General features: G+C 66.7%; 11 protein-coding genes. 3 read left to right on the top strand and 8 right to left on the bottom strand.

Annotated features, from left to right (window positions below; translation table 11 throughout):
• Positions 1-24: 24 nt before the first annotated feature.
• Together FIV09_RS20420 and FIV09_RS20415 are read right to left on the bottom strand one after the other, a co-directional pair.
• Positions 25-1,683: a winged helix-turn-helix domain-containing tetratricopeptide repeat protein gene (locus FIV09_RS20420; protein ID WP_172975700.1), complete on the bottom strand. Its 1,659-nt coding sequence runs from the start codon at positions 1,681-1,683 to the stop codon at positions 25-27.
• 185 nt (positions 1,684-1,868) lie between these two features.
• Positions 1,869-2,522 (bottom strand): hypothetical protein, encoded by a 654-nt coding sequence (locus FIV09_RS20415; protein ID WP_172975699.1) that lies wholly within the window; start codon positions 2,520-2,522, stop codon positions 1,869-1,871.
• Between the two features lie 311 nt (positions 2,523-2,833).
• Here FIV09_RS20415 and FIV09_RS11865 point away from each other — a divergent pair, with 311 nt between their 5' ends.
• Together FIV09_RS11865 and FIV09_RS11860 are read left to right on the top strand one after the other, a co-directional pair.
• Positions 2,834-4,282: a hypothetical protein gene (locus FIV09_RS11865; protein ID WP_152450146.1), complete on the top strand. Its 1,449-nt coding sequence runs from the start codon at positions 2,834-2,836 to the stop codon at positions 4,280-4,282.
• Positions 4,283-4,390: 108 nt separating this feature from the next.
• Positions 4,391-6,298, top strand: coding sequence for a hypothetical protein (locus FIV09_RS11860; protein ID WP_152450145.1), 1,908 nt, complete (start codon positions 4,391-4,393; stop codon positions 6,296-6,298).
• 207 nt (positions 6,299-6,505) lie between these two features.
• Here the strand turns inward: FIV09_RS11860 and FIV09_RS11855 are convergent, their stop codons facing one another.
• Together FIV09_RS11855 and FIV09_RS11850 are read right to left on the bottom strand one after the other, a co-directional pair.
• A complete protein-coding gene (locus FIV09_RS11855; RefSeq protein WP_172975698.1) occupies positions 6,506-7,471 on the bottom strand; it encodes an NAD(P)/FAD-dependent oxidoreductase in 966 nt (321 codons plus the stop codon).
• A 180-nt stretch (positions 7,472-7,651) separates the two neighbouring features.
• Complete coding sequence (locus FIV09_RS11850) at positions 7,652-8,755, bottom strand: Gfo/Idh/MocA family protein (RefSeq protein ID WP_152450143.1); 1,104 nt, start codon at positions 8,753-8,755, stop codon at positions 7,652-7,654.
• A gap of 235 nt (positions 8,756-8,990) precedes the next feature.
• On the opposite strand from FIV09_RS11850, the gene FIV09_RS11845 reads away from it, so the two are divergent.
• Positions 8,991-10,019 carry a carbon-nitrogen hydrolase family protein gene (locus FIV09_RS11845; protein ID WP_172975697.1) on the top strand — a complete coding sequence of 343 codons (1,029 nt, stop codon included), beginning with the start codon at positions 8,991-8,993 and terminating at the stop codon, positions 10,017-10,019.
• 56 nt (positions 10,020-10,075) lie between these two features.
• Here FIV09_RS11845 and FIV09_RS11840 read toward each other — a convergent pair whose 3' ends face one another.
• The 4 genes from FIV09_RS11840 to FIV09_RS11825 all read right to left on the bottom strand — a co-directional run bounded on the left by FIV09_RS11840 (position 10,076) and on the right by FIV09_RS11825 (position 14,448).
• On the bottom strand, positions 10,076-11,581 hold the full coding sequence (locus tag FIV09_RS11840; protein ID WP_152450141.1) for a fumarate hydratase: 1,506 nt from the start codon (positions 11,579-11,581) through the stop codon (positions 10,076-10,078).
• 90 nt (positions 11,582-11,671) lie between these two features.
• Positions 11,672-12,484: a CoA ester lyase gene (locus FIV09_RS11835; protein ID WP_152450140.1), complete on the bottom strand. Its 813-nt coding sequence runs from the start codon at positions 12,482-12,484 to the stop codon at positions 11,672-11,674.
• Positions 12,485-12,790: 306 nt separating this feature from the next.
• The gene (locus FIV09_RS11830) at positions 12,791-13,621 is read right to left on the bottom strand and encodes a universal stress protein (RefSeq protein WP_172975696.1); all 831 of its coding nucleotides are present in this window, start codon (positions 13,619-13,621) and stop codon (positions 12,791-12,793) included.
• 152 nt (positions 13,622-13,773) lie between these two features.
• Entirely contained in the window at positions 13,774-14,448 is a 675-nt protein-coding gene (locus FIV09_RS11825) for a helix-turn-helix domain-containing protein (RefSeq protein WP_152450138.1), read from the bottom strand.
• Between the last annotated feature and the right edge of the window lie 29 nt (positions 14,449-14,477).

Below are 14,477 nucleotides of genomic sequence, written 5' to 3'. Positions count from 1 at the left end.
CCGTCTTTCTATGTGCCGGACCGCCTAATGCGGGATCCCGGAGAGTTTCAGTTTCTCGGCGGCGGATCGGCCCAATTCGTAGCCGCTGCTTGGCGAATTGCGGAGCCAGTTGCTCACCCGCATGTTGGGTTGCAGGCGCATCAGTTCCGCCGCCGTGCGCCGCGCCTCGTCCATCTGATCCGCGCCGACCTGGGCGATGGCGAGGGTGCGCAGCGTGGAGACATGCGTGCGGTTGAGGCGCAGGGATTCCCGCGCAAGCGTCACCGCGCGCGGATAATCCTTGGCCGCGATATTGGCGGCGGCGGCCTGCGCCAGAAAGAAGAAGCGATGTGGATGAAAGGGCGAGAGGTGCAGCGCGCGCTCGGTATCGCGCTTGCCCTCGGCACCCAGGTCGCGAATGGCCGAGAACATGCCCCGCAGGGCCAGGCATTGCGCATCGTTGGGCGTGATCGCGAGGGCGGCATTGTAGCGGGTCTCGGCCTCGTCGAGCCGGTGCGCGAGATGCGCCAGAACCTGCCCCTCGGACACCAGCGCCAGCGTGTGATCGGGATTGATGTCGAGCGCGCGGCTGGTGAAGTCGAGCGCCGCGCGGGCCTCCGTTTGCGGATCGTCGGTCCAGCCCTGGACCGCCCGAAGCACATGCCAGCGTGCGAGCCAGGCCAGCGGCGTCGGATGATCCGGGGCCTGTTCGATCACGTAGGCCAGATAGCTTTGGGCGAGGTTGAAATCCTTGGGCGCGAAGCGATGCATCAGCCCCACCGCGCCGTGCAGCACGCTGAACAGCTTCAGATCGCGCAAGGGGGAGGACCGGATGCGGCGCACTTCGTTCATCATGATCGCCCGGCGGATCTGGGTGACGATGCGGTCGACGCAATCATCCTCCATCCAGGCGCGATGCGGCAGGGCCATGCGGTCGGACCAGAGCACACGCTGCGATGTCGTCTCGGCGAATTCCAGCAGCAGAAGGCTGGCGTCGTCCCGTTCGAACAGGCTGCCCGACAGGATGAAATCCGCGTTCAGCATGTAACGCAAGCGCGTGAGGTCGGTCACGCCCTGGCCAAGCTCCAGCGTCGAGAGCCGCGAGATCACGTTCATGTCGTTCGACCGGCTGATGCCGCCAGCGATCTCGTCTCCGAGATAGGCGTTCATGATCGCGGCGCGCCCGCTTTCCGGCGGCACGCGGAAGGGCAGGACGGCCAGCGTCGGCAGCACGTCCCTTGGATCCAGCTCCGGCAGGATGCCGGGCCGGTCTGCGTCCGTCTGGTGCGGCGCAATGGCGTCTCGAGCCATGGGAAGTGGCGTTGCATGCGCCGTCTCTGTCGGCGCGCGATCCGGGTCCTGTGGGGACTGCCCGAAACTCGAGGCCGCCAAGTGTTCGCCATGCAGCACATAGCCCCGTTTTGGCACGGTCTTGAGGATCGACCGGTCGTGATCGCCAATCGCGCGCCGGATATCGAGGATGCATTGCGTCAGGCTGTCATCGGTGACCGAGACATTGGGCCAGACCTCCGCAATCAGCGTATCGCGCGGGGAGAGCCGCCCCAGCCGTGTGACCAACATGCGCAGGACGCGCGCCGATTGGGACCGCAGAAGGACGTCGTCACCGGAGGCGGTGACCACGCGCTCGGTCTCCGGGTGGTAGATGGCTCCGCCCAGCCTGATCTGTCCCGATGCCGCCTCCATCTGTTTTGTCGAACACGCCTTTCCCGAGTTGCTGTCGACCCACGTTTCGGTCGGCATTGCCTGCGCGGCGCAGGCATGCCCTCGGTCCGCGCTCAGCGCGCCCAACTCGAACGGCAGGGGCCAGGTCCGTGACTGGTTGCCTGACCTAGGGTAAGCGTCATTTGCGAAGCAGGATAGCATAAAGATCACGCCTCCTTGCGCAGAAAGAGCGCGGTGTCGCCCGCGCGGATACAGCACAGATCGCGCAGGCAAACCGATTGCGTCGTTCGCTCCGCGCGGGCGGTCAGGACGATGCCGGCGGCGCCGGGGCAAAGCGCGCTCGGCAGGACCGGATCCTCGACAAGGATGCCTATTCTCTGCGGGCAGCCGATGCGGGTCATCACGAGCCAGCCGCGCCGCCCGATCTGGGCCTGCGACTGGAGGGTCTCGCCGCCGGAGCCGGAAAAGACGCAGACGATTTCGCGCAATTCCTCCAACTCGACGATCAGCGCGTCGACCTGCGGCAGGATCGCCGTGCAGGCGGCGGGCGTGGGCCCGCTCGTGCTGATCCCGAAGGACAAGACCGGCGCGGTCGCGGTGCAGAACAGCCAATGGGTCTTGAGCGGCGTCGCATCGGGCCCGATCCCGGTGCAGGCATAGGCCGCCCCCACATGCAGCGGGCGCGTGATCTGCGCATTCTCGATCCGGAGCATGTGGTAGGCCTGCCCGGCCAGCCAGCCCTGCGCGTATTGCGCGACATCGCCCTCGGCGACGGCATCGAGCTCGAGCGCCACGCCCGGGTAATAGGGAAAGACACGGACCGCGCGGATCGTCTGCGTGTCTGCGCTCATCAGGGTCATTCCGGCCTGCCTTGCGATTGTGTCGGATGACGCGGGCCCACCTGCTGGGAATAAGGATGCGCATGCAGGCCCGCGCTGTCGGGGAGACGCGATCACTCTGCGTGCCGGTCGGGCGCGCGTCCCGAAGACCTTCCGAAACCTTTCCGAAATTTTCCGAGCCCGCGATTTCGGATTTATATCGGATGGCTTTCAGGACGCGCGGCGCCGTGGCTGTCAGCCTGTCTTCACTGCCTCCCGCCCATCAAGGATCACTCCCGGGGGGCACCGCTCGAACAGAGCATGCAACAGGACAGGATCCGGAGGACAAAACCATGTTGGATACGCAATCCCACAACATCGCACCGATCAAGCAGGCCTTCTATGACAGCCTCGCCAAGAAGGCCGACGCGCCGGTGAAGAAAGCGCTGAACGTCCAGAACTGGACGCCGGTGGACAGCGCCGGAATGGGCGATCTGTTCTGGTACTGGAACAACGCCCAGATCTTCAACACCGGGACCTGGAACCAGTTCAACAACGTCATGCAGTTCAACACGGACGGCTACCTGCAGACCACCGACGGCAATGCGCTGAACACGGCGCTCTTCAACCTCTACACCGCGATGGCCTACGAGCTGACCGCTGCCGATCAGGCCGCGCTCAACCAGGCGAACCAGCAGGCCGACGGCATTCTGAACACCGTGGTCGGCGATTACACCTCGCTTTTCGGGGCGATCCCCGCTGCCAATTCCGGGACGGCCAGCGCCAAGCTGCTCTATATCACGGAGCAGATCATGTCCTGGGGGGATGCGGGACTGACGCTCGCAACCTTCCGCCAATCCACGAGCCCGACCACGCTTCTGCCCAATGCGCCGCTGGGCACGGGCAAGCTGATCAGCGATTTCATGACCTACCTGTCGCAGACGGCCGCGGCCGCGACGGTCCAGAACGCGGTCAATTCCTACAATGCCCAGATCGCGCAATGCGCCAGGAACCTCTCGCCCACGCCGGCGCAGGTCAAGCCGGGCTGGATGTCCGCAGCCGATATCGCGGGCACGGCCTCGATCCTGCCTTACCTCACCATCGCGGAGCCCACGAGCACGATCCAGAACGGGCTGGGCGGATCGCAGGGGTTCGATATCAGCATGTCGGTGACGAAGCTCGATCAGACCACGTCGCAGATCTCGGTCGAGGGGGGTGCGGGCGTGTCGGGCTGGATCGACTGGTTCCATATCGGCGCAGGCGCCTCCGCCAGCTACAACGCGTTCTCCTTCGATCAGAACGTCACGCAGGTGGATCTGAGCCTCAGCTACAAGGGCGTGACGAAGTTCACCCCGCAGCTGTCCGCCAGCGCCTACGATATCGGCACGGGCACCGGCTGGTGGAACCCCGCGCTGATCAAGGAAGCGGCCAATCACAACCCCGCCGTCAGCGGTGTCGCGTTCACCACGCCGCAGCCCTACAACTTCGCCCAAGACGGGGATTTCGGGGTGCTGGACGTGCTGGCCATCTGCGAAATGCCGACGATCACGATGGTCTTCCACAATGCCGATGAAAGCGCGTTCCAGTCGCATTTCGCAACGAAATCGTCCTGGAGTGTCAGCTTCCTCGGTATTCCGCTCGCGGGCGGATCGCAGAGCTACGAAAGCTCGGTCTACCATTACGACAAGACCGCGGGCACGGTGACCGTCACCATGACGCCGCCGCCTGCGGTGATCCCCGGCAACCTTCTGACCTCGCAGGCCTATGTGATCGGCGCGACCTGCGCATGGCCCGGCGCGTAACCTCGCCTTTTCGGTAACGAGTGCCGCCCATCCGGGGATCAGGAATGGTCGCCGGGTGGGTTTTTCCGCGTCGACGCGACGGCCCGGCACGACAGGATGAGGTGCGCCATGTCCGATCCGTATCACGTGCTGCGCGCAGACCTCGTCTCGACCGCGCAGAAGGCGAGCCCGATGCGCGCAGAGCCCCGAGGCCAGCCCAGGCTCGCCGATTTCCTGCCCGTGGATACATCTGGCGTGGGGGAATTTCCGTGGCAATGGAACACGTTCGGGACGTTCAACGCTGATACCTGGCACTTTCTGAATACGCTTGCCACGCGCTCTGAGGATGGGATCCTCCAGCTCAGCGCGGGGCTGACCACCTGGTATTACAATATCATCAGTGCGACGGCCTATCTCTGGACCGATCAGGATCGCGCGGCGCTTGACCAGCACCTGATCGCCGCGGGCGCAGCGCAGAGCCAGCTCATCGCCGATTACCAGACCCTGTTCGCGCCCATCACACCGACCGACAGGGCCAAAGCGGCCACGGCGCTGGGCCTGGCCGCGCTCAGCACCCTGTCCTATGTCGTGGCCTACCGGATCGGTTATATGTGGAGCGGTCGGCAGGCGGCGGGCGCGGCCCCGCTCAGCGCGTCCGAGCTGCGCAATGCGCCGCTCGACCAGCTTTTCGCGCATGCACCGCTCTACGCCCGGACGGCGCTGCGTCCGTCCTTGCAAGCGGCGCTGCAGCACGAAGCGGCCTGGGCCACAGAGATCGACGCGCTTTGGGCGAAGTCCCGCGCCATCAAGGACGCGGCGGAGAACACAAGGGCCCCCGATCCGGGCAACCGGAGTGGCATGTACACCGTGGACCGGGACGGCGTGAGCGTCGTGCGGCACAGCGTTTCGGTCAGTCCGTCCGTGAATGATATCCGCGCGGGCCTGTCCTCCGACGAGGTGCTGGAGATGTCGTTTTCCGCCACGCGCGCCGCCTCGGACGACGTGGTCGTGGCGACACCCGGCGGAGTGCGGTCACAAGTGCCCGGCGCCGTCATCGCCATGCGGGATGCGCAAGGGGCGGAAAAGACGCTCTTGTCCCATGACGGTGCGGGCGACCGGGCGCAGGTCGTCCTGCGCTTTCATGGCCCGACGGAGATCGCCTTCGATCTTGCGGCCTTCGACGAGGCGCAGGCGACTGGCTGGTTCTTCGAGGGGCCGGTGGCGGAGGCCGCGCTGAATGCCGCGCGGGATGTCGCGTCGGGTTACCAATTCCAGGTGCCGGTCTGGGGCGGTCCGGGTGGTCTGGGCGGTTCGGGCGGTCAGGCAGAGTTCGGCATTCTCGACACGCTTCTTGTCTGCCGCGAGGTGAGCGTGCAGGTGGTTTATCCCGACGGGGATTTGCAGCGTCTGTCGCGCAGCGTCCCCACAGGCGCCGGGGTCAGCGCGACACTTCTGGGGCAGATGCGACTGAAAGGCAGCTCGGCGCAATCGGTCAGCGCGCGGGTCTCGCGCGATCAGGCCACGGGTGCCCCAAGTCTTGTCCTGACCGCGGCACCGCCCGGCCAAGCGGGCACGCCCGGTCCCCTGGCTCATGTGATCGGCGCCCGGATCCGGCGTCCGTTCGGTAAGTTTGACCCCGTCGCCCCAGCGCCTCCGGTCGCCCTGACGAACGCTGGGACCTCGCAATGCCTTGTCGTCCCGAAGCCGTTCACGACGGCGCAGGCGCATCGGGCGCCGCCGCCTCAAGCGCAGACATCATCGACACCGACAGATGCCTTGGTCGCGACATATGAACGGATCTTCGGGGCGATATCCGCTGCGCAAACGGGGCCATTGGGGTCGGGCAGGAAAGCGGATTTCATCCTGCGGCAGGTCCTCGGGGCCGATTGGAGCGGACGGGAAAGCGCAGGTCAGCCACCCCTCTCGCTGGATGACATGCGCGCCGCCCGCAACCTGCGCAGCCTGTTTCCCGACATGTCCTTCGAGGGCGCGGCGCTGCTGACCGAATTGCACGCCTATCTTGCCGCGACGGGTTGAGCGCGGGGGCGTCGGCCAAACGCGGTTGTGAGCACGCTGAGGTTTCAAACGGGGCACGGTGCCATCGGCACCCAAGTATTCGCTGAGGGGATTGCGAATGCGCCGTGTAGAAGTGACGCCTGACGCGGCGACTGCAGGCCGCGCTGGCCGAGGCGTGTTGCGTGTCCACGTAATAAGGGGGCGTCCGATAACGTCCGGGGCCGGAGCCTATTCCGTCTCCGCGAGGATCGCCGCGGCCATGGCCCGACCGCTCTCGGCTGCATGTTCCACGCGGTCGCCAAGGGCCCAATCCCCGCCGAAGAGAAGCGTGCCGCAGCCGCTGGCGATGAAGGCGCGGCCCAGGGGCTGCGTCGCCTGCGAATAGCGCCAGCGATGCCCCATCACGGCGCGCGAAGGCGGCAGGGGGGCCATGGCCGCCTCCAGCTCCGACAACAGGGCCGCGCCGATCTCGGGTCGGTCCAACTCCACGTTGCGACGGCTCCAGGCCTCATCGGCATGGGCGACCCAGCATTCCGCGTCACCGGGACGCCCGGGCTTGCTGCTGTCGCGCAGGATCAACGCGAAGGGTGCGGGCGGCGTTCTTTGGATCGCGGGCCAGTCGGGCCGCTCCTCGAAGGCGACCATCAGCGCAAGCGCCGGTGCGAACCGGACGCCGTAGAGCGCATCGCGCGTCTCGGGGTCGAGCTCCATCTCCAGCCTCGGAAGCTGCGGGGCGGGGATCGTCAGGATCACGCGGTCGACATGCACGTCGCCGCCCGCACTGCCGATCGCCCAGCCGGAACCGGCGCGCCTGAGGGTCCTGATCTCGGTGTCGAACCGGATGTCGAGGCCGTCGGCCAGCGGGCGGCACATCGCGTTCATCCCCGGCACGCCGACGACATAGCGCTGCGCCTCGCGCGCCGCTTCGGTCCAGTCGGCAGCAAGGCCCTGACTGCGCGCAGCCGCCAGAAGATCCTGCAGCGCAGGCGCGTCCGCATCCACGAATTGAGCGCCGTGATCGAATTGCAGACCGTCCCGGCGGCGGCAGGCCATGCGCCCGCCGAGGCCGCGGCTCTTCTCGAATACGGTGACTTCGAGGCCTGCATCCGCGAGCCTGCGTGCCGCACTGAGCCCGGCCACGCCCGCACCGATCACGCCAATGCGGGGGCGCTGCGCCTCGCGGCGCTCAGACATGACGGGCCGCGTGGAGCGCATGGTTCTGCATGAAGGCTCCGACAAGGCGCGAATAGGAAGGGCGGTGCGAATTACTCATAATACGTTTGTAGGCCAGTGCGCGCGGAAGACCATGCCGGGCGGCACCGGATATCCGCATTCTATGCACGCCGGATCTTCACCACCGGACAGCAGACGACATCACGACACACCAACGGATTGCCAACGGCCTTCAGCCTGCGAACGCCGCGCCGCTTCCGTCACCTCGCTCACGGACAGGCCATCGCGGAACGTGGGCCAGAGCGCGCGTCCTTCATGGATCGCCTGCAGGAAATCGCGTGCCTCGATGATGATCTGGTCCTGATAGCCCGTGCCATGCCCCGGCCCCTGGCAGAAGGGCAGGTAATCGGGATGTGCGGGCCCGGTCAGGATCTGGCGAAAGCCGCGCGTGGCCTCGGGGCCCTCGGCCTCATAAAGCCAGAGCGCGTTCTGGTCTTCCTGGTTGAAGCGGATCGCGCCACGGGTGCCGGTGATCTCGTAGATATAGCCCATCTTGCGACCCGTTGCGACGCGGCTGAAGAACATATGGCCCATCGCGCCACTCTCGAACCGGCACATCATCTGCGCCTGATCGTCATTCTCGACCGCTCCGCCTTCGCGCTGGGCGTGCACGGTCTCGATCTCGGCCATGACGGTGCGGACGGGACCCACGAGGGCCAGTGCCGCGTTGATCATATGCGGCGCGAGATCCCCGAGCGCGCCGTTGGCATCCCCCTTGGCGCGCCATGTCGCGGGCAGGGCGGGGTCGGAATAGAAATCCTCCACATGCTCGCCCCGAAACCATGTGATGTCGCCGATGGCGCCCTCCGCCACGAGTTGCCGGGCGAATTGCGAGGCGGGCGTGCGGATATAGTTGAAGCCGATCATGTTGACGATCCCGGCCGTTTCGACCGCCTCGACCATGGCCGCGCCATCGGCGAGCGACGCGCCCAGCGGCTTTTCGCAGAAGACCGGCTTGCCGAGCGCTGCAGCCGCGCGGGTGATCTCAAGATGCGTCTCGGGCGGGGAGGCGATGACAATCGCCTCGACCTTCGGATCGGCGACGAGCGCCTGCCAATCCTGCGCTGCACGAGCAAAGCCGAAAGCCTTGGCGTAGCGGGCGGCCGAGGCGGGCATGGAGGCCGCGACCATCTCCAGCCGGGGCCGCAGGGGCGTGTCGAACACCGCGCCCACGGCCGCATGCGCCACGGCATGGGCCTTGCCCATGTAGCCGCCGCCGATGATGCCGATGCCGATCTCGGTCATGTGCTCTCCTTCGCAGAATGCCGGGCGCTGATCGGAGCCGCCCCACGCGGCGGGCGGCTGCCGATCAGCGCCGGGGATGTTGGAATCCCGAATAGGGCGGAATGGCCGGGAATGCGACCTCGGATGCGCATGCGCCCCCGCGGAAAGGCGCCCGTTTGCGAAGTTCGGGCGCGCGCCTATAGTCGCGGGATCGCGCGTCCCGGCGCATTCGTTTTGCAAAAGGAAGGCCTGCACCATGTTCGCAATGCCAAGCTTCAAGGCGGCGGTGGCGCATGCGGCGCCGGTCTATCTCGACCCGGCGGCGACGGTGGACAAGGCCTGCGCCATCATCGCGGAGGCTGCGCGAAACGGCGCGCGGATCGTGGCATTTCCCGAAAGCTACCTGCCGGGCTTTCCGGTCTGGGCGGCCCTTTTCCGGCCCATCGAGACGCATGATCTCTTCGCGCGCTTCGCCGCCGCGTCGGTGCGCGCCGACGGGCCAGAGATCGCGGCGATCCGGCAGGCCGCGCGGGCGCATGGGATCCTCGTCTCGCTGGGCTTTTCAGAGGCGAATCCGGTCTCCATCGGCGGGTTGTGGAACAGCAATATCCTGATCGACGAGACGGGCGCCGTGCTGGTTCATCACCGCAAGCTCGTCGCGACCTTCTTCGAAAAGCTCGTCTGGGCTCCGGGCGATGGCGCGGGCTTGCGCGTGGCGGATACCTCGGTGGGGCGCGTCGGCGCGCTGATCTGCGGGGAGAACACCAATCCGTTGGCGCGGTTCGCCCTGATGGCGGAGGCCGAGCAGGTGCATATCAGCAGCTACCCGCCCGTCTGGCCGACCCGGCCGCCCGAGGACGCGGGCAATTACGACAATCGCGGCGCGAACCTGATCCGGGCCGCGGGCCATGCCTTCGAGGCCAAGGTCTTCGGCCTCGTCTCGGCGGGGTGCCTCGACGACAACGCGAAGAGGATCATTGCGAATGGGTCGTCCGAGGCTGCCGAGATGCTTGAGAAATGCCCCGCTGCTCCGAGCTTTTTCGTCGATCCGACCGGCAAGTGCATCGGCGACGAGCTGACCGAGGAGGGCATCGGCTATGCCGAGATCGATCTCTCCGGGGCGGTGGAGCCGAAGCGCTTTCACGATGTCTCGGCGGGCTATAACCGCTTCGACGTGTTCGACCTTCGGGTGGATCGCACCCGGCATAGCCCCGCGACATTCACCGAGATGGACGCGCCGGGGCCTGCCGATCTGCCCGATCCCGGTGGGGTTGCAGAGGAGTAGAGGCCAGTAGAGGGCGGGTCGCACCGCCGCGCCTGTCACGCGGCGGCGTCGTCACCTCAGGCCGGTTCGGGCGTGCGGCGCCAGGCGGCAGGTCCTGTCTTGTGGATCGAGTTGCCGCTCGTATCGACAGCGACGGTGACGGGCATGTCCTCGACCCGCAGCTCGTAGATCGCCTCCATCCCGAGGTCCTGGAAGGCCACGGGTTTCGCTTCCTTGATGGCTTTCGACACCAGATAAGCCGCGCCGCCCACCGCGATCAGGTAGGCCGCCTTGTGCTTTGCGATGGCCTCAAGCGCCGCGGGGCCCCGTTCGGCTTTGCCGATCATGACCTTGAGCCCCGTCTCGCCCAGGATGCGGTCGGTGAACTTGTCCATCCGGGTGGACGTGGTAGGGCCCGCAGGGCCGATCGCCTCGTCGCCCACCGCGTCCACGGGGCCCACGTAATAGATCGCGCGGCCCTTGAGATCGACAGGCAGCGGTTCGCCGCGATCCAGCATGTCGATCATCCGCTTATGCGCGGCGTCGCGGCCCGTATAGAGCGTGCCCGACACGAGCAGCGTCTGGCCGGGCGTGAGCGAACCCACGACCTCGTCGGTGAGGTTGTCGAGGTCGATCCGCGTGGCATGGGCGCTGGCCTGATCGAGCAGAATTTCCGGCCAGTCATTGATGTCGGGCGGCGTGAAGGCGGCAGGGCCCGAGCCGTCGAGCGTGAAATGCACATGCCGTGTGGCCGCGCAATTGGGGATCAGACCCACCGGCAGCGAGGCTGCGTGGGTCGGGAAGGATTTCACCTTCACGTCGAGCACGGTGGTGACGCCGCCCAAACCCTGCGCGCCGATGCCAAGCGCGTTGACCCGTTCGTAGATCTCCACGCGCAGCTCCTCGGTCTTGTTGGCGGGGCCGCGGCGCAGCAAATCTGCCATGTCGATGGGCTCGGACAGCGCGGCCTTGGCGAGCGCCATGGACTTGTCGGCATTCCCTCCCACGCCGATGCCCAGGATGCCGGGCGGGCACCAGCCCGCGCCCAGCGTCTCGACCGTGCTCACCACCCAGTCGGCGACCGAACCCGACGGGTTCAGCGTGGTGAATTTCGACTTGTTCTCCGACCCGCCGCCCTTGGCCGCGACCTCCACCTCGATCCGGTCGCCGGGCACCATTTCCACGGTCAGCATGCAGGGCGTGTTGTCACCGGAATTCTTGCGCTCCCCTAACGGGTCTACCACGACCGAGGCGCGCAGCGGGTTCTCGTCGCGCAGATAGCCCTGCCGCGTGCCCTCGTCGCAGATCTCCTGCAGGGAGCGTTTGAAATTGGTCTGCGCCTCCACGCCGTATTTGACGTGGATGTTCGCGGCCCCGGTATCCTGGCAGATCGGCCGACGCCCCAGCGCGCACATGCGCGAATTGACGAGGATCTGCGCCATGGCCTGCTTGGCGCCGGGATTTTCCTCGCGCTCCCAGGCGGCCGACATGGCGCGCACGAAATCCTGCGGGTGAAAGTAGGAGATATATTGCAGCGCTTCGGCGATGGAGGCGATGAGGTCGTCTTCGCGGATGACGGGCATGGCGGGAGTTCCTTGCAGCGGGTCACGTCTATGGACGCAAGATTGCCGGTTTTGCGAGCGGCCACAACGCGATTGGCGCTTTCGGGCGCGCTATTCGGTGGGCAGATCAGCGGCAGCCAGGATGCGGCGCGCGGCCTCCTCCACGGGTTTGTCGATCATCTTGCCGTCGATGGTGCTAGCGCCGGCGGCACCATCGGCCACCGCCGCGATCACGCGCTGGGCCCAATCGATCTGGGCCGCGTCGGGCAGGAAGGCCTCGCGGACGGGGGCCACCTGCGCGGGATGGATCAGAAGCTTGGCGCCGAAGCCCAGGTTGCGCGCCGCCTCGGCATCGGCGCGGACCTTGCCTGCATCCTTCACCTCGGCGGTGATGCTTTCGACGGGCGGCTCCGCCCCGGCGAGACGCGACAGGGCCACAAGTCGCGAGCGGGCGTAAAGCAGCGGCTCCCATTCCGGCGCGGCGCCGAGATCAAGCGAGAAGTCGAGATGCCCGAAGACCGCGCGCCTTGCCATCGGATGCGAGAGGATATCGCCCACAGCCTCGAGCCCCGCCACAGTTTCGACCTGCGGCAGAAGCTCCGCCGCGCGCCCCAGCGCCTCGGCCACACGAGCCAAGACATCGGGATGTTCGGCCTTCGGGATCATCACGGCAGCCGCCTTCAGCGACGCGAGGAAGGTAAGGTCATCGGCGAAAAAGGGCGTCGCGGCATCGTTGATCCGTACCGCCACCCGCGACCAGTCGAGATCGGCGGCAAGGATCGCGTCCCGCGCTGCCGCCTTCTGGTCCGGACGGACCGCGTCTTCGAGATCGAGGATCACCCGATCCGCACCGGAGGCCTGCGCCTTGGCAAACCGGTCGGGCCGGTCCCCCGGCACGAAGAGATAGGTGATCGCTGGGCGCATGGTCTGGTCCTTTCGCGGGTATCTCGGGACGGGGTCAGGAGGGTCGTCGGTCGTGCGGCTGAAGGATGGTTCGGGTTGGACAGGGCACCGCGTGGCGCGCAGCGGATGCCCTTTCTTCGGCCAATCCTATCCTGTCCCCGTCTTTCGTTCGGGCGCGATCTTGCCCAGCAGAAGGGGCGGGAAGTCAAGCGCGATGATGCAAGGGGATGGCGGCGCGGGCCAGTCTTTGGCACAGGCGGGGCCCTCCGGCTTGGATGGATCGATCCGGCGCACGGAGCGGCAAACCGAACTGCGCGGCCGGAGCGCTCAGGCGCTGAACATCACCGGCATCTCGGCATCGCGCAGAAGCGTGTGGGTCACGGCGCCGATGACAAAGTCATAGGTCCGGGAATGCCCGTAGGCCCCGGTTGCGACCAGGTCGGCGCCGATCTCGCTTGCATGGTCGAGAAGCACGCGGGCGATATCCGCGCCGTGACCGTGACGATGTGCGGTCTTGGCCGTCAGCCCCTGCCGCGCCATTGCCGCCGCGAGGTCGACCGCGTCATGGTCATGCAGGGCGTCGCGGTGGCCATCGACGCGCAGGATGCAGACCTCCGCGTCCTTCTCGGCCAGTGCCACGAGGTCATGGGCCGCGCGGGCCGCTTCGCGCGTATCGCTCCAGCCCAGCACGATCGACCGGCCCACCTCCGGGCCGTCGTAATCGGGCGGTACGATCAGCACGGGCCGCCCGCTTTCGCGGATCACCCGGGTCTGGGCATGGACCTGGTCACCCCGGTCGATGGCGTGATCCTCCTTCGGCATGACGACGAGATCGGCGGCATGAGCGCTTTCGATCATCCGGTCCGCCGCGGAGGTGGATTCCGTGCGCAGGCAGCGCCATTCCGCGGTGAACGGCTCTCCGTCCGTGTGCTTGGCGAAGACGGCCTCGATCTTGTCGGCCTCCTCGGACTGGCTGGCATTGAAGGCCGCGAAGGTCGCGTCGGGCACATGCATGGCGATGCCGGGATAGACCAGAAGCGCCTCGATCGTGTGCAGGCCGATCAGATGCGCATTGTGCCTGCGCGCAAGTGGCACAGCACAGGAGAGGATCGCATCGGCGCTCTCATGGTTCATCAGGCAGCACAGCAGCGTTTTCATCGGCATGTCCTCCGGGGGGCGGCCATCAGGGCGCGCGCATCATGGTCTCCGTCTCCCGAGGGGAAGCCGGAAGATCCGGATGTCCTTGATAGCAATGCCGCAGCGAAACGCCTTGATCGGGGTCAAGTATGCCCGAAGGGCCGCGGGCCGCGCTATCCGCAATTGCCTGTGGCCAGCGCCCGCAGCGCTTCCCCGCGCAGGAAAACGACGCGGTGTATCCCGTCGAGCGCGATCACCCGGCTTTTGCGCAGCTGGCTAAGCACGCGGCTCACGGTCTCCGTCGTCAGGCCCAGGAAATCCGCGATATCGGCGCGGCTCATGGGCAGGTCGACCTGCCGCCTGCCGTCGCGATCCTGACCGGTGCGGGCCTCCAGCGCGAGGAGGAACGAGGCCACCCGTTCTGCTGCGGATTTGCGGCCCAGCATCATGAAGTGGTCCTGCATCGCCGCGATCTCGCGCAGGGCGGCCTCCATGAAGCGGCCGCGCAGTTCCCGATCCCCGGTCCTGCAATCGATCTGCGACAGCCGGAAGGGCTGCAGGCGCACGAGCGACAATGCTTCGCAATCGGTATGGTGGCGCCCGTTGCTCGGAAATCCCACCAGATCGCCGGGCAGCCCGAAGGCGATGATCTGGCGGCGTCCGTCTTCCAAGAGCCGATTGAGCGAGACCACTCCGGTGACGACCTTGTAGATCCGTTCGACCGGATCACCTTCGCGAAAGAGGTGGGTGCCGGCCTCGAGCCGGGTTTCCGGCAGGGCGGGCGCCCGCTCGGACCATTGTGCAAATTCACTCGTGTCGAAGGCCTGGCCTGCATTCGTGACATACATCTGTTTCGTCCCCCAAGGCTGCAAGACGG

This window comes from Roseivivax sp. THAF197b, assembly GCF_009363255.1.
Classification (GTDB): Bacteria; Pseudomonadota; Alphaproteobacteria; order Rhodobacterales; family Rhodobacteraceae; genus Roseivivax.
Note: the sequence above shows the minus strand (reverse complement) of the source record. Positions and strands in the feature narration are given on the sequence as shown.